This is a genomic window from Bittarella sp. HCP28S3_D9, from assembly GCF_052065655.1.
Classification (GTDB): Bacteria; Bacillota; Clostridia; order Oscillospirales; family Ruminococcaceae; genus Bittarella; species Bittarella massiliensis.
This window is the reverse complement of the sequence record NZ_JBQHTP010000029.1, coordinates 1-24610: the sequence shown is the minus strand read 5'-3', so window position 1 is coordinate 24610 and position 24610 is coordinate 1. Positions and strand designations below refer to the sequence as shown.

The 24610-nt window shown below is 64.4% G+C and carries 22 protein-coding genes; 19 read left to right on the top strand and 3 right to left on the bottom strand.

Annotated features, from left to right (window positions below; all coding sequences use genetic code 11):
• Positions 1 to 433: 433 nt before the first annotated feature.
• The 11 genes from rsxC to hflX all read left to right on the top strand — a co-directional run bounded on the left by rsxC (position 434) and on the right by hflX (position 10987).
• On the top strand, positions 434 to 1783 hold the full coding sequence (gene rsxC, locus ACTNAU_RS12375) for an electron transport complex subunit RsxC (protein WP_441098596.1): 1350 nt from the start codon (positions 434 to 436) through the stop codon (positions 1781 to 1783).
• 18 nt (positions 1784 to 1801) lie between these two features.
• Positions 1802 to 2767 (top strand): RnfABCDGE type electron transport complex subunit D, encoded by a 966-nt coding sequence (locus ACTNAU_RS12370; RefSeq protein ID WP_207721287.1) that lies wholly within the window; start codon positions 1802 to 1804, stop codon positions 2765 to 2767.
• 2 nt (positions 2768 to 2769) lie between these two features.
• Positions 2770 to 3312, top strand: coding sequence for an FMN-binding protein (locus ACTNAU_RS12365; protein ID WP_185915823.1), 543 nt, complete (start codon positions 2770 to 2772; stop codon positions 3310 to 3312).
• A complete protein-coding gene (gene rsxE / locus ACTNAU_RS12360; RefSeq protein WP_185915822.1) occupies positions 3312 to 4025 on the top strand; it encodes an electron transport complex subunit RsxE in 714 nt (237 codons plus the stop codon). Before ACTNAU_RS12365 ends, rsxE begins: the two co-directional genes overlap by 1 nt.
• Positions 4025 to 4615, top strand: a complete 591-nt coding sequence (gene rsxA / locus ACTNAU_RS12355; protein ID WP_441098595.1) for an electron transport complex subunit RsxA — start codon at positions 4025 to 4027, stop codon at positions 4613 to 4615. The genes rsxE and rsxA overlap by 1 nt, the downstream gene beginning before the upstream one ends.
• A 14-nt stretch (positions 4616 to 4629) precedes the next feature.
• A complete protein-coding gene (locus ACTNAU_RS12350; protein ID WP_185915820.1) occupies positions 4630 to 5430 on the top strand; it encodes an RnfABCDGE type electron transport complex subunit B in 801 nt (266 codons plus the stop codon).
• Positions 5431 to 5586: 156 nt separating this feature from the next.
• A complete protein-coding gene (locus ACTNAU_RS12345; protein ID WP_441098594.1) occupies positions 5587 to 6315 on the top strand; it encodes a helix-turn-helix domain-containing protein in 729 nt (242 codons plus the stop codon).
• A gap of 157 nt (positions 6316 to 6472) precedes the next feature.
• The gene (locus tag ACTNAU_RS12340) at positions 6473 to 7120 is read left to right on the top strand and encodes a hypothetical protein (RefSeq protein ID WP_441098593.1); all 648 of its coding nucleotides are present in this window, start codon (positions 6473 to 6475) and stop codon (positions 7118 to 7120) included.
• Positions 7121 to 7281: 161 nt separating this feature from the next.
• Complete coding sequence (gene alr / locus ACTNAU_RS12335; protein WP_441098592.1) at positions 7282 to 8442, top strand: alanine racemase; 1161 nt, start codon at positions 7282 to 7284, stop codon at positions 8440 to 8442.
• A 54-nt stretch (positions 8443 to 8496) separates the two neighbouring features.
• The gene (locus ACTNAU_RS12330) at positions 8497 to 9690 is read left to right on the top strand and encodes a M20 metallopeptidase family protein (RefSeq protein ID WP_185915816.1); all 1194 of its coding nucleotides are present in this window, start codon (positions 8497 to 8499) and stop codon (positions 9688 to 9690) included.
• 31 nt (positions 9691 to 9721) lie between these two features.
• Complete coding sequence (gene hflX / locus ACTNAU_RS12325) at positions 9722 to 10987, top strand: GTPase HflX (RefSeq protein ID WP_441098591.1); 1266 nt, start codon at positions 9722 to 9724, stop codon at positions 10985 to 10987.
• Positions 10988 to 11138: 151 nt separating this feature from the next.
• On the opposite strand, the gene ACTNAU_RS12320 is transcribed toward hflX, so the two are convergent.
• On the bottom strand, positions 11139 to 11534 hold the full coding sequence (locus tag ACTNAU_RS12320; RefSeq protein ID WP_441098590.1) for a DUF2127 domain-containing protein: 396 nt from the start codon (positions 11532 to 11534) through the stop codon (positions 11139 to 11141).
• Positions 11535 to 11800: 266 nt separating this feature from the next.
• Here ACTNAU_RS12320 and ACTNAU_RS12315 point away from each other — a divergent pair, with 266 nt between their 5' ends.
• The 4 genes from ACTNAU_RS12315 to ACTNAU_RS12300 all read left to right on the top strand — a co-directional run bounded on the left by ACTNAU_RS12315 (position 11801) and on the right by ACTNAU_RS12300 (position 19173).
• Entirely contained in the window at positions 11801 to 12946 is a 1146-nt protein-coding gene (locus ACTNAU_RS12315; protein ID WP_441098589.1) for a cysteine desulfurase family protein, read from the top strand.
• Between the two features lie 3 nt (positions 12947 to 12949).
• Positions 12950 to 14122, top strand: a complete 1173-nt coding sequence (gene thiI / locus ACTNAU_RS12310) for a tRNA uracil 4-sulfurtransferase ThiI (protein ID WP_441098588.1) — start codon at positions 12950 to 12952, stop codon at positions 14120 to 14122.
• Between the two features lie 33 nt (positions 14123 to 14155).
• A complete protein-coding gene (locus tag ACTNAU_RS12305) occupies positions 14156 to 17071 on the top strand; it encodes a competence/damage-inducible protein A (protein WP_441098587.1) in 2916 nt (971 codons plus the stop codon).
• Positions 17072 to 17826: 755 nt separating this feature from the next.
• The gene (locus tag ACTNAU_RS12300; RefSeq protein WP_021660259.1) at positions 17827 to 19173 is read left to right on the top strand and encodes an amidohydrolase family protein; all 1347 of its coding nucleotides are present in this window, start codon (positions 17827 to 17829) and stop codon (positions 19171 to 19173) included.
• A 73-nt stretch (positions 19174 to 19246) separates the two neighbouring features.
• Here ACTNAU_RS12300 and ACTNAU_RS12295 read toward each other — a convergent pair whose 3' ends face one another.
• Complete coding sequence (locus tag ACTNAU_RS12295) at positions 19247 to 19864, bottom strand: HD domain-containing protein (RefSeq protein ID WP_441098586.1); 618 nt, start codon at positions 19862 to 19864, stop codon at positions 19247 to 19249.
• A complete protein-coding gene (locus tag ACTNAU_RS12290) occupies positions 19861 to 20397 on the bottom strand; it encodes a DUF1836 domain-containing protein (protein ID WP_441098597.1) in 537 nt (178 codons plus the stop codon). The genes ACTNAU_RS12295 and ACTNAU_RS12290 overlap by 4 nt, the downstream gene beginning before the upstream one ends.
• 149 nt (positions 20398 to 20546) lie before the next feature.
• Between ACTNAU_RS12290 and trhA the strand changes: the two genes are divergently transcribed.
• From trhA to ACTNAU_RS12270, 4 genes are all read left to right on the top strand, one after another.
• Positions 20547 to 21200: a PAQR family membrane homeostasis protein TrhA gene (trhA, locus tag ACTNAU_RS12285; RefSeq protein ID WP_441098585.1), complete on the top strand. Its 654-nt coding sequence runs from the start codon at positions 20547 to 20549 to the stop codon at positions 21198 to 21200.
• 225 nt (positions 21201 to 21425) lie between these two features.
• Entirely contained in the window at positions 21426 to 22253 is an 828-nt protein-coding gene (locus ACTNAU_RS12280) for an undecaprenyl-diphosphate phosphatase (protein ID WP_441098584.1), read from the top strand.
• A 123-nt stretch (positions 22254 to 22376) separates the two neighbouring features.
• Positions 22377 to 23069: an L-2-amino-thiazoline-4-carboxylic acid hydrolase gene (locus ACTNAU_RS12275; RefSeq protein WP_441098583.1), complete on the top strand. Its 693-nt coding sequence runs from the start codon at positions 22377 to 22379 to the stop codon at positions 23067 to 23069.
• A 102-nt stretch (positions 23070 to 23171) separates the two neighbouring features.
• Positions 23172 to 24509 carry an amidohydrolase family protein gene (locus tag ACTNAU_RS12270; RefSeq protein ID WP_441098582.1) on the top strand — a complete coding sequence of 446 codons (1338 nt, stop codon included), beginning with the start codon at positions 23172 to 23174 and terminating at the stop codon, positions 24507 to 24509.
• Positions 24510 to 24610 lie beyond the last annotated feature (101 nt).

The following is a 24610-nucleotide window of genomic DNA, read 5'->3' as shown; positions in this document are numbered from 1 at the left end:
CCCCCGCCCCCGCCCCCCCCCCCCCCCCCCCCCCCCCCCCCCCCCCCCCCCCCCCCCCCCCCCCCCCCCCCCCCCCCCCCCCCCCCCCCCCCCCCCCCTCCTCTCTGGGGGGACGCTGCCCGGGTTGGGGGAGGGCGACCACCCATCCCTCTTTTATGGATAGGAAAAAATTATGCACTCCGACAAACTTTTAACAAGAGTTCTGTGCACCTGCTACAAATTGCACAGAAAGCCTTTGCACTTTTCGTGGTTTTCCCAATTCGACAGCAAATTGGTGTACAGCGGCGCGGGGAGATGCTATAATACTCAATTGTAAATAAACCGTGAAACCGGCGGGGAATGGGGCTTTGCCCCCTTTTTGCGCGCAGTCCGCCGGCGCTCTTTGCGCCGGGTCTGCGCGCGCCGACGCGGTCAGTACGGGAGGGTACAATCTGTGTTTTCGTTTGGTAAGAACGCGTTCAAAAAAACCAGGGGCGGCGTTTTGCCGGGGCACTTCAAGAACACCAGCGGGTGCGCCACCGAGGCAATGCCGGTCCCCAAAACCGTCCGCATCCACCTGGCGCAGCACGTGGGCAAGCCCTGTGAACCCACGGTCAAGCCGGGGCAGGAGGTGTTTGTGGGCACCGTCATCGGGCGGACAGAGGGGGGACTGGCCTCGGTCGTCCACGCCAGCGTCTCGGGCAAGGTGAGCGCCGTTGAGGAGTTCATCCTGCCCAACTCCATCCGCGCCAAGGCGGTGGTGATCCAGGCCGACGGGGCCCAGACCCCGGACCCCGCCATCGCCCCCCCGGAGGTGCATGACCGGGAGAGCTTTTTGGCCGCCGTGCGGGAGTCGGGCCTCATCGGCCTGGGGGGCGCGGGTTTCCCCACCTATGTCAAGCTCGCTCCCCCGAACCCCGAGGCCATCGACACCCTGATCGTCAACGGGGCCGAGTGCGAGCCCTTCCTCACCGCCGACTACCGCGAGTGCCTGGAAAATGGCGACGACGTGCTGGAGGGGATGCGGCTGGTGCAGAAGTACCTGGGCATCCGCACCGCCCTCATCGGCATCGAGAGCAACAAGCCCGAGGCCATCGCCGCCCTGACCCAGAAGGCCGAGGGGGACGAGCGCATCCAGGTGCGCACCCTGGTCACCCGCTACCCCCAGGGGGCGGAGAAGGTGATCGTCAACGAGCTCACCGGCCGGGTCATCCCCAAGGGCAAGCTGCCGGCCGACGTGGGGGTGGTGGTGCTCAACATCTCCACCGTGGCCTTTATCGCCCGCTACTTGAGGACCGGCATGCCCCTGGTGGAGAAGCGGATCACCGTGGACGGCGACTGCATCAAGACCCCCAAAAACGTGCTGGCGCCGGTGGGCGCCTCCATCGCCGACGTGGCGGCCTTCTGCGGCGGCTATGTCGAGGAGCCCAAAAAGATTTTGCTGGGCGGCCCGATGATGGGGATGTGCGTCTACACCGACGCCTACAACGTGGCCAAAAACACCAACGGCCTCCTCTTTTTTGGGGACAAGTACGTCAAGAGCCAGGCGGTGTTGGCCTGCATGAAGTGCGGCCGATGCGCCGACGCCTGTCCCATGAGATTGATGCCCCCGCAGATCCACGAGGCCAACAAGGTAAACGACATGGAAGAGGTGGCCCGGCTGCAGGTGGACGCCTGCATAGAGTGCGGCTGTTGCTCCTTTGTCTGCCCCTCCAAGCGCCCGGTGACCCAGGCCATGCGGGAGGCCAAGGCCAACCTGCGCGACTACCGCGCCGACAAAAAAGTCGGCAAAAAGAAGAAATAGAGAGGGGGAGGAGACAACTTGAACACCCAAACAATCGAAAACAAACTCATCGTTTCCTCATCGCCCCACCTGCGGGACAAGCGCACCACCTCCTCGGTGATGCGGGACGTGGTCATCGCCCTGATCCCGGCAATCGTCGCCTCCGGCATCCTCTTTGGCACCAAGGCGCTGATCCTGATCGCGGTCTGCATCGTCTCCTGCGTGGGCTTTGAGTATCTCTGGAACCTGCTGATGAAAAAACAGCAGACGGTGGGGGACTTCACCGCCGTCATCACCGGCATCCTGCTGGCCTTCAACCTGCCGGCCACCCTCCCCATCTGGATGGCGGTCATCGGCTGCTTTGTGGCCATCGTCGTGGTCAAGCAGCTCTTCGGCGGCCTGGGGCAGAACTTTGTCAACCCGGCCATCGGCGGGCGGATCGTGCTGGCCCTCTCCTTCACCTCGGCCATGACCGCCTACCCCAACGCCTTCTACTTTAAGGCCGGGGTGCAGACCATGGCCAGCGCCACCCCCCTGGTGGCCATCAAGAACATGTTTGCAAACGGCACCTGGGAGAAGCTGCCCAGCAACTGGAACCTCTTTTTGGGCAACCAGCCCGGCGTGTTGGGGGAGACCTGCGCCCTGGCGCTGATCGTCGGCGGGATCTACCTGGTGGTCCGCCGGGTCATCAACCCCATCATCCCCTTGAGCTTCATCGGCACCGTCTTCGCCCTCACCGCTGTGGCCGGGGCCAACCCCCTGCAGCAGATCCTCTCCGGCGGGGTGATGTTGGGGGCCATCTTCATGGCCACCGACTACTCCACCAGCCCCATGACCAACGGGGGCAAGCTGATCTTCGGCATCGGCTGCGGGCTGATCACCGTGCTCATCCGCCTGTTCGGCTCCAGCGCCGAGGGGGTCAGCTACTCCATCATCTTGATGAACATCCTCTCCCCCCAGATCGACCGGCTGACCCGGCACAGAGTGTTTGGAGGTGGCAAGTAGGAATGGCAAAGAAAAACACCTTTCGAGAGATCGCCTGGCCGATCCTCTCCCTGACCATCATCTGTCTGGTGGTCTCCCTGGCCCTGGGCGGGGTCAACATGCTGACCGAAAAGAAGATCCAGGACAACTTGGACGCGGTGGCCAACGCCGGCCGCCGGGAAGTCCTGCCCGGCGCGGCCGACTTTGAAAAGGTCGAGCTCACCCCCGAGATGGAGGCCCTGGGCGTCACCGAGGTGTACAGCGCCGGCGACGCGGGCTTTGTGATCTCCGCCTCCCAGAAGGGCTACGCCGGCCAGGTGCCGGTGATGGTGGGCATCGGCGCCGACGGCGCCATCACCCGCATCAAGGTGATGGACAACGAAGAGACCCCGGGCCTTGGCAAGCGGGTCGAGGAGGAGAGCTTCTGGGGCAAGTTCTCCGGCAAACAGGGGAGCGTGGCCGATGTGGCCACCCTCACCGGGGCCACCTTCTCCTCCACCGCGGTGCGCGACAGCGTGCAAAACGCCCTGAGCGTCTATGAGATGGTGAAAGGAGGGGCAAACTGATGGCAGAACAGAAAAAGGGAGGCCACCTGAAAAACCTCACCAACGGCCTCTTAAAAGAAAACCCGGTGTTGCGGCTGGTGCTGGGCACCTGTCCGACCATGGCCGTCACCACCCTGGCCGTCAACGGCCTGGGGATGGGCATTGCCGCCACCGTGGTCCTCATCGGCTCCAACCTGGTCATCTCCCTGCTGCGCAACTTCATCCCCAAACAGGTGCGCATCCCCGCCTACATCACCGTGATCGCCGGTTTCGTGACCATGGTGCAGCTGATCGTCAAGGCCTTCGCCCCCGATTTGGACAAGGCGCTGGGCATCTTCCTGCCGCTGATCGTGGTCAACTGCATCATCCTCGGCCGGGCCGAGATGTTCGCCTCGAAACACGGGCCGCTGGACTCGGTCCTCGACGGCCTGGGAATGGGCGTCGGCTTTACGGTGGTGCTGGTGATCATGGGCTCCATCCGCGAGATCATCGGCAGCGGCACCTGGTTTGGCATCGCCCTCACCGCCGACCTCATCACCCCCATGGGGATCATGAAACTGGCCCCGGGCGGCTTCTTCCTCTTCGGCTGCCTGATGGCCCTGGCCAACAAGATCACCGAGAAGAAGACCGGCAAGCCCGCCGTGGGCAAGATGGATGGCTGCGCCGGCTGTGCGGGCTGCGCCAACAAGGAGATCTGCGGTGAGATCGAGAAGAGAGAGGAGGGCGAGAACTGATGAAACAGATCTTTGTCATTTTGGTCAGCGCCATCCTGGTGGACAACTTCGTCCTCTCCAAATTCCTGGGCTGCTGCCCCTTCCTGGGGGTCTCCAAAAAGATGGATTCCGCCCTGGGGATGAGCGGCGCCGTCATCTTCGTCATGGGCCTGGCCTCGGCGGCCACCTGGCCCATCCAGCACTACCTGCTGGAGGAGATAAACCTGGAGTACATGAACACCCTGGTGTTCATCCTGGTCATCGCCGCCCTAGTGCAGCTGGTGGAAATCATCCTCAAGCGCTATATCCCCAGCCTGCACAAGGCCCTGGGCATCTACCTGCCCCTCATCACCACCAACTGCGCGGTGCTGGGGGTGACCATGCTCAACGTGGACAACAAGTACGGCTTTTGGGAGTCGGTGGTCAACGGCATCGGCGCGGGCGTCGGCTTTATGCTGGCCCTGGTGCTCTTCGCCGGGGTCCGCCGCAAACTGGAGAGCTGCGACGTCCCCAAGGCCTTCCGGGGCCTTCCCATCACCCTGGTGGCCGCCTCGCTGGTCTCCCTGTCCTTCATGGGCTTCGCCGGTCTGGCGGAGAACATGTTTAAGTAAGGGGGGCTGAGAGAATGAATATCCTGCTCAACGGGGTCATGGTGGTCACCGGCCTGGGGCTGGCCGCCGCCATCATCCTGGTGGCCTTCTCCAAAATCATGGAGGTCAAGACCGACGAGACGGTGGAGCGCGTCCGCGAGGCCCTGCCGGGGGCCAACTGCGGCGCCTGCGGCTATGCCGGCTGCGACGAGTACGCCAAGGCAGTGGCCGCCGGCCAGGCCGAGGGCAACCTCTGCGTGCCCGGCGGGGCCAAGACCGCCGAGGAGATCGCCGGGATCACCGGCCGCTCCTCCGGCGCGGTGGCCAAGCGGGTGGCGGTTGTCGCCTGCCGGGGCAATTCCCAGCACACCCGCACCAAGATGGCCTATCAGGGCATCTCCACCTGCCACGCGGCCAACCGCTTTTTTGCCGGTGACTGGGTCTGCCCCGACGGCTGCCTGGGCCACGGGGACTGTGTCTCCGCCTGCATGTTCGGCGCCATCTCGGTGCAGGACGGGGTCGCGGTGGTGGATCGGGAGCTCTGCACCGGCTGCGGGGCCTGCGTCAAGCGCTGCCCCAACCACCTGCTCCAGCTGGTGGACGACTCCAAGGCCTCGGCCTACGTCCTCTGCCGCAACCACCAGAAGGGCGGCGTCACCCGCAAGGGCTGTGACGTGGGCTGCATCGGCTGCCAAAAGTGCGCCCGCATCTGCCCGGTGGAGGCCATCCACATGGAGGAGAACCTGGCGGTGGTGGACCCCGCCGTCTGCATCGACTGCGGCAAGTGCATCGGCGAGTGCCCCACCGGGGCCATCACCCGCATCCTGGCCGACTGATTTTTGACTGCCAAAAGAGGCGCTGCCCGCTGGGCGGCGCCTCTTTTTTTGCCCTTTTTGGGCGTCAGGGGGGCTGCCCGGCCCCCTCGACTGCCAGTCGATTGCCAGTTTGCCCCTGCCTGTGCTATGGTGGGGGAAAAGAGAGGAGCGGAGAAGATGGACAGTGTGCGCTTTGGTCAGTTTGTGGCGCAGTGCCGACGGGAGGCAGACCTCACCCAGCGGCAGCTGGGCGAGCGGGTGGGGGTCACCGACAAGGCGGTCTCCAAGTGGGAGCGGGGGCTGAGCCTGCCCGACGTGGCCCTGCTGGAACCCCTGGCGGAGCAGCTGGGGGTGTCGGTGGCCGAACTGCTGCAGGGGGCGCGGCGGGAGTACCCCGCCCCCGAGGTGGAGGAGGCGGTGGAGAGCGCCCTCGCCCTCTCCCGGCGGGAGCTGGCCCGCCGCCGCCGCCAGCGCCGGGCGCTGCTGCTGGCCAGCGGCCTGCTCTTGCTCGCCGCCCTCTGCCTGGCCGTTTTGTTCTACCGCACCTGTGTGGCCCCCTACCCCCAGGCGCTCCACTACTTCTCCCCGCCGGCAAGTTGGAGCGCGGGGGACACCAGCCAGTGGGAGAAGCGCTTTCCCGCCCACTCGGCCTATGCCATGGGACTTGACGGGCGGGGGCGGCCGGTCTTTCAAAACCCCTCCGCCGCCCTGAAAAAGGTCTCCTCCGACTGCAGCGACGCGGCGGCCTACCTCCGCAAGGAGTACCGCCTGCTCCCCCTCTCCCGCTTCACCCTGCAGAGCTACGGCACCTATGGCTGGCAGATCGACACCGGGGAGGAGCGGGTCGCCGCTCAGGGGCGGATGCTCACCAGCTTTTGGGACATCTACCAAAACAGCTACGACTGAGAGGGCCTGCCCGCCCTGTGCAAGCTGCCTGTTTTTTGCGCCCCTCTTTGCCCATTTTGACACTAGGCATGCACTGCACAATGCGCTATACTATGTATAAAAAGGTATAATGCGCGGCAGTGTATGGCCGCCCTGTCCAGAGGGAAGAAAGACAGCGGTGAAACGGATGCGTTGGCCCATCTTTTTGTTGGCAGTGGGGATGGCGGCCGCCCTGACCGGCTGCAGCGGGGACACAGGGGGAGAGGAGGGGGTGACCCCGGTCTCCTCTGCGCCGCCCTACCTGCGGGTGGAGGAGCCGAGACAGGAGCTGGCCCTGCCGCCCGAGGCCATTTTCCGCCACCAGTCCACCTGCAAGGAGGAGGGGGTCTTTCTCTGGAAGGTGATCGCCGCCCGGGACGTGGCCGACCCCACCTACCTGGCGGTGGAGATGGAGATCCCGGTGCTGGTCCACTCCTGCCGATCGGGCGAACACTTTGTCGTGACCGACGAAAAGCCCAGCTACCGGCTGTCGGGTCAGCTTCGGTTTGAGCAGACGGGGGAGATGACGGTGGATTTTTGGAACAGGGACGGCAGATTGCAGCTCTTTTACGAGCTGCAGGCAGAGGTGGACTACGGCTACCCCAGCAAAAAGTCCTCCACCCGGGCCCAGCGCGACGCCCGGGACGCGGCGGCCGAACGGCTGGGGCTGGGGCGAAACGCCCATGCCTTCCGGCGGCAGCTGCCGCTGGAACTGGAGGGGCTGCACTATTACGACAGCTCGCCCGACATCTACCCCCGCACCCTCTCCGGCGCGCTGGAGGGGTGACACCAGGTCTTGAACGGGCCGCCCGCTCCCTGCCGCCGCGGGGCCGGGCGGCCCTTTTTGCCGCGCTTTTTCGCCTTTACGAACCGGGGCAAAGGGGCTATAATAAAAGCGGCTTGCAAGCGTTTTGCCTGCTAGACGGCTGTGTGATGGGAGAAGATGCTGTGAAGAGACAGATCAAGCGCACCTGGGCCGAAATCGACCTGGATGCCATCGAAGAAAACTACCGCGCCATCCGGTCCCTGCTGGGGCCCCAGACCAAGCTGATGGCGGTGGTCAAGGCCGACGCCTACGGCCACGGCGACGCGGAGACGGCCGCCGCCCTGCAATCCCAGGGGGCCGACTGGTTCGCCGTCTCCACCCTGACCGAGGCCATCTCCCTGCGGGAGGGGGGGATCCACCGCCCCATCCTGATTTTGGGCTTCACCCCAGTGGAGTGCGTGGGCGACCTGGTGCGCCACCGCATCGCCCAGACGGTCTTCTCCCTGGACTACGCCAGGGAACTGGAGCAGGCCCTGGCCGGCGGGGAGGAGCGGCTGGACATCCACGTAAAGGTGGATTCGGGGATGAGCCGCCTGGGCTTTTTTGGCCCCCAGGCGGTGGAGGAGATCGCCCAGGTCACCGCCCTGCCCCACCTGCGGGCGGAGGGGATCTTCACCCACTTTTCGGTGGCGGACGAGGAGGGGGCGGCCTCGGAGGAGCACACCCGGCTGCAGTACCGCCGCTTTATGGAGGTGGTCGAAGCCCTGGAAGGGCGGGGGGTCACCTTCCCCCTGCGCCATTGCTGCAACTCGGCGGGCACCCTCAACTGGCCGGCGTTCCACCTGGACATGGTGCGCCCCGGCATCATCCTCTACGGCATCGCCCCCTGCAAGAACGAGCGCATCCCCCTGCGCCCGGCCATGCGCCTGAAAACGGTGGTGACCCTGGTGAAGACAGTGGCCCCGGGGGAGTTTGTCAGCTACGGCAACACCTATGAGACCCAGCGGCCCACCCGCATCGCCACCCTGGCGGTGGGGTATGCCGACGGCTACCAGCGGGCCCTCTCCTCCAAGGGGTCGGTGGTCCTTCACGGCCAGGTCGCGCCGGTGTTGGGCCGGGTCTGCATGGACCAGATGATGGTCGACGTCTCCCACATCCCCGGCGTCTGCCGAGGGGACGAGGCCATTTTGTTTGGCGCCGAGGAGGACGGCCTCACCGCCGCCCAATTGGCCGAGACTTGCGGCACTATCCCCTACGAGCTGACCTGTATCCTGGGCCGCCGGGTCCAGCGCATCTACCTGCGGGGGGGCCAGGTGGTCGACGTGTTGGACTACATCTGCTAAAAAAAGTATAATCGAGTTAAAATATAACGGAATGTATAAAAAAGGAGGCCGCTCATGGAGCTGAAAACCGCTGTCAAGACCCTGGCCGAGGAGAACCTTCCCTTTGTCAAAGAGACCTTTTTGGACCTGCACCGCCACCCGGAGTTGAGCATGAAGACCGAGCGCACCGCGCGCTTTGTCCAGGCCGAGCTGGAGCGGCTGGGCTTTGCCTGGGAGCGGGTGGGGACGCACTCCATCGTCGCCTTTTGGGACACCGGCCGCCCGGGCAAGACCCTGCTGCTGCGGGCCGACATGGACGCCCTGCCCCTGGACGAGGAGCCCCAGAACGACCGCCGGCCCAAGGCGGCGGTGTCGGAAAATCCCGGCGTCTGCCACGCCTGCGGCCACGACGCCCACACCGCCATGCTGCTGGGGGCCTGCCGGGTCCTCAAGGGAATGGAGGAGGAGCTGTCGGGCAAACTCTATATTGTCTTTGAAGAGGCGGAGGAGAACGGCGGCGTCTGCGACGAGATGGAGGCCTACTTCGCCGACATCCACTTAGACGGGGCCTGGGCCATCCACGTCTACGCCAAGCTGGAGACCGGCAAGATCAGCGTCACCCCCGGCCAGCGGATGGCGGGCTTTGGCCAGTTTGCCTTCAAGGTGCACGGCAAGGGGGGACACAGCTCCCGCCCCGACCTCTGCAAAAACCCCATCTTCGTCACCTCCGCCATCCTGCAAAACCTGCAGAGCGCCTGGGTCAACATGCGGGACGTGACCAAGGTGGTGCCCCTGTCCATCGGCATCATCCAGTCGGGCACCAAGCCCAACATCATCCCCGAGACCTGCGAGTTCTGGGGCAGCATCCGCTACTTTGAGGTGGAGACCGGCCGCCGCTGCCAGGAGATCATCAAGCAGGTCACCGAGGACACCGCCAAGGTCTTTGGCTGCGAGGTCGAGCGCTTTGGCTACATCTTCGGCGAGAACATCGCCGAGACCGACCCCGCCTGCTCGGCCCTGGCCACCAGGGCCCTGAGCGACCAGTTGGGGGCCGAGGCCCTGCAGGACACCGACCCCTGGTACGCCTCGGAGACCTTTGCCATCTACACCCGCCACTGCCCTGGGGTCTTTGCCTTTTTGGGCTGCAAAAACGAAGAGGCCGGCTACACCGCCGACCACCACCACCCCCGCTTTGAGGTGGACCCCGACTGCCTGCTCATGGGGGTCGAGGCCACCAGCCGCTACGCCCTCGACTTTCTGCGGGGCTAGGCGGCGGCGACTACCACAGTAAGGAGAGCACATGTACGAGACCGAAGAAACCCGCCCCCGCGCCCTGGCCGTGGCCCTGGACACCGGCGCCTACGACGCGGAGGCGTCCCTCCACGAACTGGCCCAGCTGGCCGACACCGCCGGCATCGAGGTGATCTGCACCGCGGTGCAGAAGAAGGACACCCCCGACAACGCCACCTTTGTGGGCCCCGGCAAGCTGCGGGAGATCGCCCAGCTCTGCCAGGACGAGGAGATCGACGTCCTCCTCTTTGACGACGAGCTGTCCCCCATGCAAATTCGCAACATCGAGCAGGTGGCGGGGCTGGCCCCGGTGGACCGCACCATGCTGATTTTGGACATCTTCGCCCGCAACGCCCGCACCCGGGAGGGGGCGGTGCAGGTCGAGCTGGCCCAGCAGCGCTACCGGCTGCCCCGGCTGGCGGGGGCCGGCGTCGCCATGAGCCGACTGGGCGCCGGCATCGGCACCCGCGGCCCCGGCGAGAGCAAGCTGGAGACCGACCGCCGCCACATCATGCGGCGGATCAAGTACCTGCAGCAGGACCTGCGCCAAATCGAGGCCCAGCACCAGACCACCCACCGCACCCGCCAGAAGAGCGGGATCAAGACGGTGGCCCTGGTGGGCTACACCAACGTGGGCAAGTCCACCCTTCTCAATGCCCTCACCGGCGCCGAGGTGCTGGTGGAGAACAAGCTCTTTGCCACCCTGGATCCCACCGCCCGCAAGCTGCCCCTCCCCGATGGGACCACTGCCCTGCTGGTGGACACGGTGGGCTTTGTCTCCCGGCTGCCCCACCACCTGGTGCAGGCCTTCCGCTCTACCTTAAAGGAGAGCGCCTACGCCGACTTGATTTTGCAGGTCTGCGACCTGCAGGCGGACAACCTGGAACTGCAGTTGGCCACCACCCGCGAGACGCTGGAGAGCCTGGAAATCGGCGAGACGCCAATACTAACTGTATTTAATAAGTGCGACAACACAAAATGTATAGAATCTCTCCCGGCCGGCATCAGCCGGGAGGGGGCGGTCTTTGTCAGCGCCAGGACCGGCTACAACCTGGACGGCCTGCTGCAAAAGATCGCCGAGTTGCTGCTGGCCGACTACCTGCCGGTGGACTGTCTGCTGCCCTTCTCCCAGGCGGTGTTGGAAAACACTCTGCGGGAAAAGGGGCAGCTTCGCCAGAGCGAATACCTGGCCGACGGCATCCGCCTGGTGGGCAGCTGCCCGCAGGAGATCTTCTACCTCTTTGCGCCCTACCAGCGCGAAGGGGCGGGGGAGTAGCGGCCGCCTGTGCGAAAAAGGAGGGCCCGGCGCAGAGAGATCTCTGCGCCGGGCCCTCTGTCATCATCCGCCGGTGGGGCCTGCGCCCTGACATCCGGAGGGGTCGTTGTCCGGAGAAAGGCGAGCGCTGTTGGCCCGGCCGGGGAGAAGCCTATTCTTCAACGATTTTTTTGTTCCCGAAATACTGTGTCAGCATTAAAATCAAAGCGCTGCAAGCGAGGATCCCGTCCAGTATCCCCGCCGGCAACATGAACATCATCAAAGCCATTGTGACAACGCAGTTTATGACTGACAAAACCAGTCCCCACAGTCGGTTTTTCCACAAACCGACGGCGCCGATAACCCTCACCGCCCCGTAAAGCGCCCCCGCGACAAGCATTAAATACATATTGTCTTTGAAATACGGGACAACAAACGAGAACGGTTGACTGATATCCCATTGGCCATTTCCCAGAACAAGAATGGGGATCAGAGAGAGGCATCCCCCGATTTCCATAAAAAGTCCGTGGATCAGCATGAGGAGCGATGCGATTTTATATTTTTTCATAGAATTTCTTTTTTCCTTGCTGCTGATTGCGGGCGTCCCTTTGTGCCGGGGTCGCGCAAATATCTTATTTTCATGCTACCACATAAAAGCGTTTCCCGCAAGGCGGTTTGGCGGACCGGGCGGCGCTTTTTGGCAGCCGCCGGCAGAGGGGAGAGACCGCCCGCCGGGGTTTGCGAAACCGGCGAAAATAGAGTATACTAAAACCATCTGACGGCTGCCGGCAGCGAGCGGCGGCAAAGGGAATTGGTGAGGAGGGCGATGCGGCTGTGCCGAGAGAACACTATTTGGACAACAGCGCCACCACCCAGGTCTGGCCCGAGGTGGCCGACCTGGTGCGGGAGGTGCTGGTGGAGCGGTATGGGAACCCCTCCTCCCTCCACTCCAAGGGGCTGGAGGCGGAGCTGCTCATGAAGTCGGCCGCCGCCGACCTGGCCCGCATCTTGAACTGCGCGCCGGAGGAGCTCTACTTCACCTCCGGCGGCACCGAGGCCAACAACTGGGCCATCCTCTCGGGGTACGAGAGCCGCCGCCGGCGGGCGACCGGGGTCGTCACCACCGCCTTTGAGCACTCCTCGGTACTGGAGCCGGTGCAGTACCTGGCCGAGCGCCAGGGGGCCCAGGCGGTCTTTGTCGCCCCCGACGGCGAGGGGCACATCCGCCCGGCCGACGTGCTGGAGCGGGTGGACGAGAACACAGCCCTGGTCAGCCTGATGGCGGTCAACAACGAGATCGGCACCGTCCTGCCCATCCAGGCCCTGACCGCCGCCATCAAAAAGAAGGCCCCCAAGGCCCTGGTCCACTGCGACGGGGTGCAGGCCTTCGGCAAGCTGCCCATCAACCTAAAGGCCTGGGGGGTGGACCTCTTCACCTTCACCGGCCACAAGATCCACGCCCCCAAAGGGGTGGGCGCCCTCTACGTCAAAAAGGGGGTGCACCTGCCCCCCCTGGTGCGGGGCGGCAAACAGCAGCGGGGGCTGCGCCCGGGGACCGAGAACGTGGCCTTTGCCGCCGCCCTGGCCCTGGCGGCAAAGCGCTGCGCGAAGGACCGCACCCGGAATATGGAGCGGGTCACCGCCCTGCGGGACCGGCTGCTGGCCTGGGCCGCGGCGGACGGCGGGGTGCAGATCAACTCCCCGCAGGACGCCCTGCCCTACATCGTCAACCTCTCGATTCCGGGCTTTCGCAGCGAGACCCTGCTGCACTTCCTGGCCGAGCGGGGGGTCTATGTGTCCAGCGGGTCGGCCTGCGCCAAGGGCGGCCCCAGCCATGTGCTGGCGAGCATCGGCCTCTCGGGTCCCCGGGGGGACAGCGCCCTGCGGGTGAGCATGGATGCGGGGAACACAGAAGAAGACATCGACGCGCTCTGCGCCGGGCTCGAAGCGGCCCGGCAGAGCCTGGTTGGGAGAAGATAGGGTTTGAAAGAGATCATTTTGTTAAAGTACGGGGAGATCGCCCTCAAGGGCCTCAACAAGCAGAGCTTTGAATCGGTCCTCCTGAAAAACGTCCGCCACCGGCTGCGGCTGCTGGGGCGCTTTGAGACCCGGGCCGCCCAGTCCACCATCGTGGTGGAGCTGCTGGAGGAGTGCGACCTGGACCTGGTGGAGGAGCGGCTGAGCCATGTCTTCGGCATCTCCACCATCACCCGGGCCGCCGTCGCCCAAAAGGAGATGGGGGACATCGCCCGGGTGGCGCTGGAATACCTGGCCGACAGCCTGCCCCTGGTCTCCACCTTCAAGGTGGAGGCCAAGCGCTCGGACAAGACCTTCCCCCTCAAGACCCCCCAGATCTGCGAGGAGATCGGCGGCCTGCTGCTGGAGCGCTTTGACAACCTGTCGGTGGACCTGCACGACCCCGAGTACCGGGTGGTGGTGGAGGTGCGCGACTTCGGCGCCTATGTTCACGGGGTGGCCCACAAGGCTGCCGGGGGGATGCCGGTGGGCTCCTCGGGGATGGGGATGCTGATGCTCTCGGGCGGCATCGACTCCCCGGTGGCCGGCTACATGATGGCCAAGCGGGGGGTGCAGCTGTGCTGCATCCACTTTGAGAGCCCCCCCTACACCAGCGAGCGGGCCAAGCTGAAGGTGCTGACCCTGGCCGACAAGATGACCGAGTACTGCAACACCTTTGAGGTGCACGTGGTCCCCTTCACCCGCATTCAGGAGGAGATCAAGCGCGGTTGCAAGGAGGAGTACTTCACCGTCATCATGCGGCGGGTGATGATGATGGTGGCCAACCGGGTGGCAAAGGCCCGGGGCTGCGGGGCCATCATCACCGGGGAGAGCCTGGCCCAGGTGGCCAGCCAGACCATGCAGGCTATCGGCTGCACCGACGCGGCCAGCGAACTGCCGGTCCTGCGCCCCCTCATCGGGATGGACAAGTTGGAGATCGTGGACATCGCCCGCAAGATCGACACCTTCGAGACCTCCATCCTCCCCTATGAGGACTGCTGCACCGTCTTTACCCCCCGGCACCCCAAGACCCGGCCGGTGCTGGAACAGATCATCCGGGAAGAGGAGAAGCTGGATCTGGAGCCCCTCATCGAGGAGGCCGTCTCCGGCACCGAAAAACTGGTGGCCATCCTGCGGTAGGGACACCGAGAGAGAAAAAGGGGGAAACCACACGTGAAAGCGGAAATCATCTGCGTCGGCACCGAGCTGCTGCTGGGCGACATCGTCAACACCAACGCCCGCTACCTCTCCCGCCAGCTGGCCAAGCTGGGCATCGACATGTACTACCAGAGCGTGGTGGGGGACAATGGCGCCCGGCTGCTGGAGGCGCTCAAACAGGCCCTCTCCCGCAGCGAGTTGATCCTCTTCATCGGCGGACTGGGCCCCACCAAGGACGACCTCACCAAGGAGACCATCTGCAGCGCCCTGGGGCTGGAGATGGAGATCCACCAGCCCTCCCTGGACAAGATCAAGGAGTACTACGCCCACCTCTGCGCCCATATGACCGAGAACAACGTCAAACAGGCCCTGGTCCCCAAGGGGGCGGAGATCTTTGAAAACCACCACGGCTCGGCCCCGGGCTGCGCCATCCACAAGGGCAACCAGTACATCGTGATGCTGCCCGGCCCCCCCTCGGAGTTTGAGCCGATGGTGGAGGAGTGGGTGGTCCCCTACCTGCAGTCGGTCACCGGCTGCACCATCTGGTCCACCACCCTGCGGGAGTTCGGCATCGGCGAGTCCCTCTTGGAGACCAAGATCGACGACCTGTTGCAGGGGCAAAACCCCACCGCCGCCGTCTACGCCAAGGAGGGCGAGGTGGAGGTGCGCATCACCGCCAAGGCTGCCAGCGAAGAGGAGGCCAAGTCCCTCTGCGCCGGGGTGGTGGAGGAGATGAAGACCCGCCTGGGCGACGCGGTCTACGGCCAGGATGTGGAGAGCATGCAGGAGGCGGTGGTGGCCGCCCTCAAGGAGAAAAAGCTCACCCTGGCCACCGCCGAGTCCTGCACCGGCGGCCTCATGAGCCAGCGGATCACTGAAATCCCCGGCGCCTCGGCGGTCTTTGGCTTTGGCGCCGCCACCTATGCCGACTTTGCCAAGCAAAACACCCTGGGCATCCGCCGCAGCTACTTCAAAAAGTACGGGGCGGTCAGCGAACAGGTGGCCTGCCGGATGGCCCTGGGGGCCCGCCGGCGGGGGCACAGCGACATCGGGGTGGGGATCACCGGGGTGGCCGGCCCCGACAGCGACGACCGGGGCAACCCGGTGGGCACCGTCTACATAGCCGCCGCCTTTGGCAAACAGCTCTACGTGCGCAAGCTGGAATTGAAAAACGGCAACACCTCCCGCGAGAAGATCCGCCACCTGGCCTGCATGCACGCCCTCGATCTGGTGCGCCGCCTGGCCCTGGGGCTGGACCTGTCGGCCTACACCTCCTACAAAATCGCCAGCTACACCCGGGGCGACCGGGCAGTGCGGGCCCTGGACGGGGTGCGGGTGCTGGCCTTTTATCTGGCCCTCTGCGTCTTTATCGGCTCGCTGACCCTGGTGGGGCAGTACCTCTACGAGGGGTGGCAGAACAAGAACAAAAACAGTGAGCTCACCGACCTCTACACCTCCGGCGCCGACGTGGACGTGGAGCTGCCCGAGGGGTATCTCGACGACTACAAGGCCCTCTACCTGAAAAACAGGGAGGTGGCGGGCTGGATCAAAATCCCCAACACCCAGATCGACTACCCCATCGTCCAGACCACCGACAACAGCTTCTACCTGAAAAACGACTTCTTCAAGGAGTACTCCAAGTACGGCACCCTCTTTTTCGACTACCGCAACGACCTGCAAAACCCCGCCGAAAACCTGGTCATCTACGGCCACAACATGAAGGACAGCCAGATGTTCGGCGACCTGACCAAGTTCCGGGATCTGGAGTTCTACAAGGCCAACCCGGTCTTTGAGATGGACACCGTCTACGAGAAGTCCCAGTACAAGGTGCTGGCCATCTTCACCGCCAACACCGAACCCAGCCAGGGCGAGGTGTTTGACTACTACAACTCCCTGAGCTTCCTCACCGAGGAGGGCTTTGACGAGTTTGTGGGGGAGATCACCAGCCGCTCCCTGATCGAGACCCCGGTGGACGCCCAGTACGGCGATACCCTGGTCACCCTCTCCACCTGCCTCTACGACTACGACGGCCAGCGGCTGGTGCTGGTGGGCCGCAAGGTCAGAGAGGGGGAGGAGACCACGGTGGATGTGGAGCAGGCCCAGAAAAACCCCAGCCCGGTGCAGCCCAAACTCTACAAAAACGGGGACCTGGCCTCGGTGGATTTGAACACCGACCTCTCCCACCTGACCCAGACCCAGGTGAGCAAGCCCACCCCCGGCGGCAGTTCCAGCGCCCCCATCCATTCCGGCGGGCAGGGGAGCGCCTCCTCCGAGCCCACCGTCCCGGTGGACGGCAGTTCCTCCAGCGCCTCCTCCAGCACCCCGTCGGGGGACAGCTCCTCTTCCGGCAGCGCCTCCTCCGGGGGCGGCAGCTCTTCGTCTTCCAGCACTTCCCAGCCCGAGGCGGAGCCGGAAGAGCAGATTCCCCAGAGCATCTACGGCCTGAGCATCATGGGCGAGAGCTCCCTCACCGCCGACCAGCTGGTCGCCTACGTGCTGGCAAACAACCCCTCCCCCCAGCTCAACTGCTCGGTCAAAGAGCTGGCCAGCTACTTTTTGAGCGAGGGGCGGGCCGAGGGGGTGCGGGGGGACATTGCCTTCTGCCAGGCCATCCACGAGACGGGGTTCTTCCGCTTCACCGGCGACGTGCAGTGGACCCAGAACAACTACGGCGGCCTGGGGGCCACCGGGGGCGGCGCGCCCGGCCTCTCCTTTGACAGCCCCCGCATCGGGGCGCGGGCCAACATTCAGCACCTGAAGGGATACGGCTCCGCCGCCCCCCTCAACCAGGCCTGCGTCGACCCGCGGTACAAGTACATTTCCCCCAAGGGCAAGGCCCCGCTGTGGGAGAACCTGGCCGGCACCTGGGCGGCCGACTCCGGCTACGCCGCCAAGCTCAACAGCCACTACCAGCGGGCGCTGCAGTACTGACCCAGTCAAATGAATACCGCAAAGGCCGGACAGGCGGGGATGCCTGTCCGGCCTTTTTTCTGCCGATTCGGCCCTGGGTTCTTTGCCGCCCCTCCACTTCCCCTGTAGGAGGGGAGTGCACTGAGTGGGAAAAGAGATGCGCTGGTAGGAGGGAAGGGTGTACTGAAAAGGGGAGAAGGGCTTGAACAAGGGCTGGGTGGGGGGATGCCTTTCTGTCCTCCAGTCTACTTCTGTGAATCTGTTGGGACACCGGGCGAGGGGCGGCTGCCTCCCGTGGGGGGCACAGCCGGTTTGTGGGAGATGCCTCGCCGTCACCTCCGCTCTGCAAAATCATATGGCCGGTGGAGGGGCAGCTGCTCTTTGTAAGGGTGCAGCTGGTTTGTGGCGGTTGGCTGTCCGGGCCGTCTTACATCTCGGCCCGCTGTGAGGGGGGGAGAGAAGTTTGCGTCTGTCCCGGCCACAGTTCCCGAGCAAACGGGTGGAGTGCCCGGCCGCAAAGGGGCTTTGCAACTGGTGCGCCGCTGCGGCCGGTACCGACATTGCCGGACAGACGGGTTTTGCGCTCACTCGAGAGAGGGCTTTCTCCGGAGCGGGCGGAGGGGGCCGCCCCGCCCTTTCAGCGCTCTGTCCATAAACAAATCCGCCCTTTTGTGGCAGATGTATAAACGCGCTCCCCTCTCTTGAAAGGGGGCGCGTTTTGTGCGATACTGGTACAGGATCGAGACAGCAAACGACAAGAAGGGGGATTTTATTCAATGGGCAAAACCGTCATCCAAAACGGCATGATCATCACCGTGGACAGGGATGACCGGGTGCTGGACAAGGGCTACCTGGTCATCGAGGGCAACAAGATCACCGAGATCGGCGCGGGGGACTACCAGGGCGAGGCCGACTGCGTGGTCGACGCAGCCGGCAAGGCCGTTCTCCCCGGCATTGTGGACGCCCACTCCCACGTGGCGGGCAGCCTCTTCAAGGCCCTCACCGAGGACCCGGAAAACGGCTTTTACGGCCTCTCCCTCCCCATGGAGGGCCAGCTGACGCCCGAGACCACCTACCACCTCTCCCTTCTGGGCGCGGTGGAGCAGATGAAGGCGGGCATCACCTGCACCAACGACATCTACCACTACATGGACCGGGTCACCCAGGCCTTTTACGACATTGGCATGCGGGCGGTGGTCAGCCAGAACATCGTCGACGTGGACATTGCCGCCCTGCGCTACGACGACTACACCCGCTACCCCAAGATGGGGCAGGACTTTGTCGAGCAGAACATCCGCCTGATCGAGGACTGGAACGGCAAGGACGACGGCCGCATCACCTGCCGCTTCGGCCCCCACGCCACCGACACCGTCTCGCTGGAGCTGGCCAAACAGATCGTCGAGCTGGGCGAGAAGTACGGGGTGGGCTTTCACACCCACATCTCCCAGTCCCCCCGCGAGGCGAAGTACGTGCAGGAGACCTACGGCTTCAGCTGCCTGGGCTACCTCAAGGAGAGCGGCCTGCTGGGCGAGCACCTGATGGGCGCCCACTGCATCTACATCAGCGACGACGACGTGAAGATGCTGGCCGAGAGCCGCACCCCCATGCTCCACTGCGCCGAGATGCTGGGCAAGCGGGGCCACGTGCCCCCGGTCAAGCGGATGTTTGACGAGGGCGTCCGCCTGATCCTGGGCACCGACTGGGTCACCCAGGACTGCTGGACCAACATGCGCGCCGCCATCTCCATGGACCGGATGGCCGGCTGCACGGTGCACGACATGAACGCCAAAAAGGCGCTGCGCAAGTCCACCATCGAGCCGGCGGAGGCCCTGGGCCTCGACGACAAGATCGGCTCGCTGGAGGCGGGCAAACAGGCCGACATCATCCTCATCGACCTGCAGAGCCCCAACCTGACCCCCATGTTCGACGACCCAGTGGCCACCCTGGTCTACAACGCCAACCGGCACGACGTCTGCGATGTGATGATCGCCGGCCGCTGGACGGTGCGGGATCACCTCCTCAAGACCGCCGAGGAGAAAGAGATCCTCGCCAACGGGCAGAAGATCGCCAACGAGATCTACCAGGCCCACCTGGCCAGCAAGAACGCCGACTGGAACCACTGATTGGCCTTTGAAAAAGAGCGGGCGCACCCACGAAGGGTGCGCCCGCTCCTTTTTTCTGTCGGGGCGTCCGGGATCAGCGCTCGTACACCGAGCGGACGACGCCGGGGTCCAGGGCCTTTTCGGCCTCGATCTTCGCCACCGTCTCCTCTCGCACCAGTTCCCGCAGGGCCGTGAGGGCGGGGAAGGGGGCGCACTCCTTGTCGGCGTAGTGCAGGTTGAGCTGGTATTCCAGGGGGATCCAGGTGGAGATGTCTGAGAAGTTGTGCTGAATGAGGGCCTCGATTTTGTCCAATCCTTTGTAGAGGCGGCTCTCGGGGGTGCACTGCTGCTCCATCTCCCGGTAGAGTTCCCGCCAGCGCGCCCCCAGGGCGGGGGGCAGGGCGTCCACCATGGCGTCCACGGCGCCGTCCTCCACCGCCCGCTGGCCGTCGGTCTTGAGGAAGGTGGGGATGTCGCCGGTAAAGGCCTCCCCCATGTCGTGGAGGATGCACATCTGCAGCACCCGCTCCATCTCCACTCCGGGGCAGCTGTCCCAGAGCAACATGCAGAGGAGCCCCAGCTGAAAGCTGTGCTCGGCCACGCTCTCCTGCCGGCCGCTGGTGGTAAAGCAGTGGCGGGTGGCGCACTTGAGCTTCTCCCCCAGGGAGAGGTAGTCCAGGATCTGGCGGGGGGAAATCGCTTCGCCGCTCATCTCTCCACCCCCTTTTCCGGCCCGAAATGGGCCTCGACCAGGGCCTTGGCCATTTTGTCGGCGTACTGCGCCACCCGAGAGAGGCCCAGCAGGGCCGCCAGCAGGTCGGTGCTGTCGGAGAGGGCGCTCTCCGGCAGGAACTGGTCAAAGCAGTCCTTCACCGCCTCGTCCAGCAGGGGCTTTTGCTCCAAAAACTCGCGGTAGACCCGGGTGAGGGCGTTGTCGTAGCCGGGGGAGACATAGCACTCCTCCATCACCTGGGCGATCTCCCCGATGGAGAGGATCCCCTTCAGGTGGTAGATGAGCAGCATCTGTACGATGTGGTTTTTGGTGTAGCGCTTCCCGTCCAGGGGGCGGATGATGTTTTCCTTGCGGTAGTTGTTGATCATGGTCTTGGTCAGCAGGGGCTCCTCCCCCTGGCGGGAGAAGAGGGTCAGCACCTGATCCATGTAGAGGTCCAGGTCGGGGAGTTCCTCCAGGGTCAGCTCCCCGGTGTTTGTCAGCTTGCGGTACAGCTCTTCGACGGCGGGCATCAGTATCACCTCACAGACTCATTTTGTCACAATTAGTTTACAACAGCAGGGGGCAAAAAGCAATATCTCGACTTGTATCGGCATAGGATGCGTGGTATATTAAATACAGATAAAGTAGTATTTGAAACTATATTATAGGAGGACATACGATGCCATCTTTTTTCAGCAGAGCGCGGGACCCGGTGGACAGCTACACCCACTTTATCGGCATTGCCCTGGCCGGCTTGGGGTCGATCCTCATCGCCGTGGGGGCGCTGGTCAACCGCACCCCCCTGCGCTACGCCCTGCCGGCGCTGGTGTTCTGTCTCTCCATGCTGGCCCTCTACACCGCCTCCACCGTCTACCACTACTCCAACGGCGACCCGGTGCGGGTGCGGCGGCTGCGCAAGCTCGACCACTCGATGATCTACGTCCTCATTGCCGGCACCTACACCCCCATCTTTTTCCGCTTTCAGCCCTTTGGGCGGGCGGCCCTCTTCATCGGCATCCTCTGGGGGGTGGCCCTGGCGGGGATCGCCGTCAAGCTGGTCTGGATCACCGCCCCCAACTGGGTGTCCGCCCTGGTCTATTTGGTCATGGGCTGGTCCATCCTCTTCGACTTCTCCATCTTCTCCCGGATGGGCGGGGGGATGATCGCCCTGCTGGCCATCGGCGGGGTCTGCTACACGGTGGGGGCGGTGATGTACGCCCTCAAGCGGCCCAACCCCAGCCCTCGCTTCGGCCATCACGAGCTCTTTCACATCTTTGTACTGCTGGGCACCTTTTTCCACTTCATGGCGGTTTTGTTCTACGTGGTCTTTTAGCGGCGATCGCCCCCGGCGCGCCCCCGGATTTTCCGGGGGCGCGCCCTTTGCAGCGGCATAACTGCCCGCCCTGCCGCCATAGGGATGGGGGAGGGGGAAATCTGAAGTTTTTCTGATTCTTGCAAAATTGTCACCCGCAGCGGGACAAAAGGGTGTATACTAAGACTTGCATTGCGCCGGCGGCCAGCCGGCAAAAATACCGACCGAAGAGAGGGATCACCTGCCATGTGGGACATTTTAAAAGCAATCATCTTGGGGATCATCGAGGGACTGACCGAGTGGCTGCCGGTCTCCAGCACCGGCCACATGATACTGGCGGACGAGTTCATCCACATGGACATCACGCCGGCGTTCAAGGAGATGTTCCTGGTGGTCATCCAGCTGGGGGCCATCCTCTCCATCGTGGTGCTGTTCTGGAATAAGCTCTGGCCCTTCTCCTTCAAAAAGGGCCAGCCCCACGTCAAGAAGGACACCTTCCAGCTCTGGTTCAAGGTGCTGGTGGCCAGCATCCCCGCCCTGATCGTGGGCCTGCCCTTCAACGACCAGATCGACGCCCTCTTTTACAACTACATCACCGTCTCCATCACCCTCATCCTCTACGGCGTCCTCTTCATCTGGATGGAAAACCGCAACCGCCGCTACCAGCCCCGGGTGAGGAACCTCGGGCAGCTCACCTACAGGCACGCCTTCATCATGGGCTGTTTTCAGGTGCTGGCGCTGATCCCCGGTACCTCCCGCTCCGGCGCCACCATCCTGGGGGCGGTGCTGGTGGTGGGCTGTGCCCGCCCGGTGGCTGCCGAGTTCTCCTTCTTCATGGCCATCCCCGCCATGGCGGGGGCCAGCCTCCTCAAGCTGGTGAAGTTCGGCTTCTCCTTCACTGGGATGGAGGTGGCCATCCTGGCGGTGGGCTCTCTGGTGGCCTTTGTGGTCTCCATGCTCTCGGTGGGCTTTTTGATGAACTACGTCAAGAAACACGACTTCAAGGTCTTTGGGTGGTACCGCATCGCTCTGGGCGCAGTGGTGCTGGCCTATTTCCTCTTGTTTGCCAAATAGTGCTGAAAAAAGGGCGGGAAACCGCTCTTTTTTTGTCGCCCAAAGGGTGGGGGACGGCCTTGCGAAACCGGCGGCAATCCGCTACACTGGGTTTGTGAGAACAGATGAAAAGGGGAGTTTGCCGTGGAATTTCAAATCGAACATCACGCCGCCCTGTTTGCCTACCTGGCCCGCGAGGCCCTGCAGCGCTGCGGCGCCGCGGGGGAGGAGGCGGTGCGGGAAGGGGTTCGCCGGTACGGCCGCCAGCGCGGCCGGCGGATGGCCCGCCGCGCCCAGCGGGACGGGGAGCCCCTGAACATGACCAGCTACCTGCTCTACGGCGAGTGGGCCGACAGAGAGGGCAAAAACCGGCAGGAGCTGCTGGGCCTTGCCCCCTACGCCACCGCCTGCCTCACCTGTGGCTGGTGCGCCTGCTGGCAGGAGCTGGGGCTGCTGGAATACGGCAAGCTCTACTGCCTCGACGTGGACAAGAGCCTGGTGGAGGGCTTCAACCCCGACCTGGTGCTGGACATCCACAGCACCCTCTCCGCCGGGGCGGAGCGCTGCCACTTTGTCTGGAACGGCGCCTCCTTCGACGGGGAGAGCGCCGCTGCCTTTGCGGCCAAAAAGGCGGCCATGGGGGAGAAAAACCAGCGGGACTTCCTCTACCACACCGCCCACCTGCTGCACGCCATGGGGGAGACCTTTGCCCAGCTGCTGCCGGGCGAGAGCGAAGCCATCTGCCAGGGGGCCCTGGCGGCCTTCGCCGGCCGGTATGGCCAGCTGGCGGCCGACGCGGTGAAAGCTGCCGCCCGGGCCGATTTCGAGGCCATCTAGCGGGGAGAGGAAGAACCATTTGTGGGAAGTGCGGCCCGCCCCAAGCGGGGAGAGCCGTCTGTCCGGGCGGGAGACCGCCCGGGGATAAGAAGGAGGAATTTCATGCACTGCGACATCCTGATCACCGGAGCTGAACTGCTGACCCCCGACTACCGGGTGGAGCACGACCGCGCCATCGCCATTGTCGGCCAGCGGATCGCCGAGATCGGCCCCACCGCCGAGATGGCGGCCAAATACCAGCCCGCGCAGCTGGTGTCCGGCAAGGGCAAGCTGGCCATGCCCGGCCTGGTGGACGCCCACACCCATACCTGCCAACAGCTGCTGCGGGCCCGCGCCACCGACGAGTACCCCATGATCTGGACCCGGTTCCTGGTCCCCTTTGAGTCAAACCTCACCCCGGACGACGTCTACTGGTCGGCCCAGCTGGCCTGTTTGGAGATGATCAAGTCGGGCACCACCTCCTTTGCCGATTCGGGCGGAGTGCACATGGACCGGGTGGTCCAGGCGGTCCTGGAATCGGGGATGCGGGCGGCCATCGCCCGCTCCACCATGGACCAGGAGGGGGTCATCCCCGACAGCATGAAGGACACCACCCAGAGCGCCATGGAGAAGGCCGAGAAGCTCTTTGCCGGCTACAACGGCGCCGGGGACGACCGGGTGCGCATCTGGTTTGCCATGCGGCAGGTCATGTCCTGCTCGCCCGAACTCATCCGCCAGACCGCGGCCCGGGCCAAGGAGCTGGGCACCGGGGTGCACGCCCACCTCTGCGAGCACAAGGACGAGGTCAGCTTCTGCCTGAAAAACTACCAGAAGCGCCCCGCCGCCTTCCTGGACGAGATGGGGATGGTGGGGGAGAACTTCCTCACCGCCCACAACGTGGTCCTCTCCGAGGGGGACATCACCCTGCTGGTGGAGAAGGGGGTCAAGATCGTCCACTGTCCCCGGGCCAACCTCTCCAACCACGGCTTCCCCAAAACCCCCCGCATCCTCGAGTGCGGCGGCTCGGTGGGGATGGGCAGCGACGGCGCCTGCTCCTCCAGCCTGAGCCTCTTTGACGAGATGAAGGTGATGCGCAACGGCATCATCGCCTACTGGGGCCTGCCCATCTTCGACCCGGTGGTCATCCGGGTCGAGGAGCTGGTGAAGATGGCCACTCAGGGCGGCGCCAACGCCCTGTTACAGGGGGACGACCTGGGCAGCCTGGAGGCGGGCAAGAAGGCCGACGTCATCCTCATCGACATCGAGCAGCCCCACATCCTCCCCACTCACAACCTGGTCAGCACCCTGGTGGAGGCGGTCACCGCCGGCGACGTCAACGACTCCATCATCGACGGCAAGCTGGTGATGAAGGACCGCCAGGTCCTCACCCTGGACGAGGAGAAGATCCTCGCCGAGGCAAAGAAGCGGATGGTGGACATCTCCGCCCGGGCGGGGATCTAACCGGCTAAAAGAAGAAAAAAGGGCCCACGGTGAACGCGTTGTGCCGGGGCCCGTTCTCTGTCGGCGTTCACTTCGCCAGCAAGTCTAAGAGGGTGATCAGC

Coding starts and splice junctions, on each gene's coding strand:
- ACTNAU_RS12365 (WP_185915823.1), top strand. CDS start 2,770: ATGGCAAAGAAAAACACCTTTCGAGAGATCGCCTGGCCGATCCTCTCC.
- rsxE (WP_185915822.1), top strand. CDS start 3,312: ATGGCAGAACAGAAAAAGGGAGGCCACCTGAAAAACCTCACCAACGGC.
- rsxA (WP_441098595.1), top strand. CDS start 4,025: ATGAAACAGATCTTTGTCATTTTGGTCAGCGCCATCCTGGTGGACAAC.
- ACTNAU_RS12350 (WP_185915820.1), top strand. CDS start 4,630: ATGAATATCCTGCTCAACGGGGTCATGGTGGTCACCGGCCTGGGGCTG.
- ACTNAU_RS12345 (WP_441098594.1), top strand. CDS start 5,587: ATGGACAGTGTGCGCTTTGGTCAGTTTGTGGCGCAGTGCCGACGGGAG.
- ACTNAU_RS12330 (WP_185915816.1), top strand. CDS start 8,497: ATGGAGCTGAAAACCGCTGTCAAGACCCTGGCCGAGGAGAACCTTCCC.
- hflX (WP_441098591.1), top strand. CDS start 9,722: ATGTACGAGACCGAAGAAACCCGCCCCCGCGCCCTGGCCGTGGCCCTG.
- ACTNAU_RS12320 (WP_441098590.1), bottom strand. CDS start 11,534: ATGAAAAAATATAAAATCGCATCGCTCCTCATGCTGATCCACGGACTT.
- ACTNAU_RS12300 (WP_021660259.1), top strand. CDS start 17,827: ATGGGCAAAACCGTCATCCAAAACGGCATGATCATCACCGTGGACAGG.
- ACTNAU_RS12295 (WP_441098586.1), bottom strand. CDS start 19,864: ATGAGCGGCGAAGCGATTTCCCCCCGCCAGATCCTGGACTACCTCTCC.
- ACTNAU_RS12290 (WP_441098597.1), bottom strand. CDS start 20,397: ATGCCCGCCGTCGAAGAGCTGTACCGCAAGCTGACAAACACCGGGGAG.
- trhA (WP_441098585.1), top strand. CDS start 20,547: ATGCCATCTTTTTTCAGCAGAGCGCGGGACCCGGTGGACAGCTACACC.
- ACTNAU_RS12280 (WP_441098584.1), top strand. CDS start 21,426: ATGTGGGACATTTTAAAAGCAATCATCTTGGGGATCATCGAGGGACTG.
- ACTNAU_RS12270 (WP_441098582.1), top strand. CDS start 23,172: ATGCACTGCGACATCCTGATCACCGGAGCTGAACTGCTGACCCCCGAC.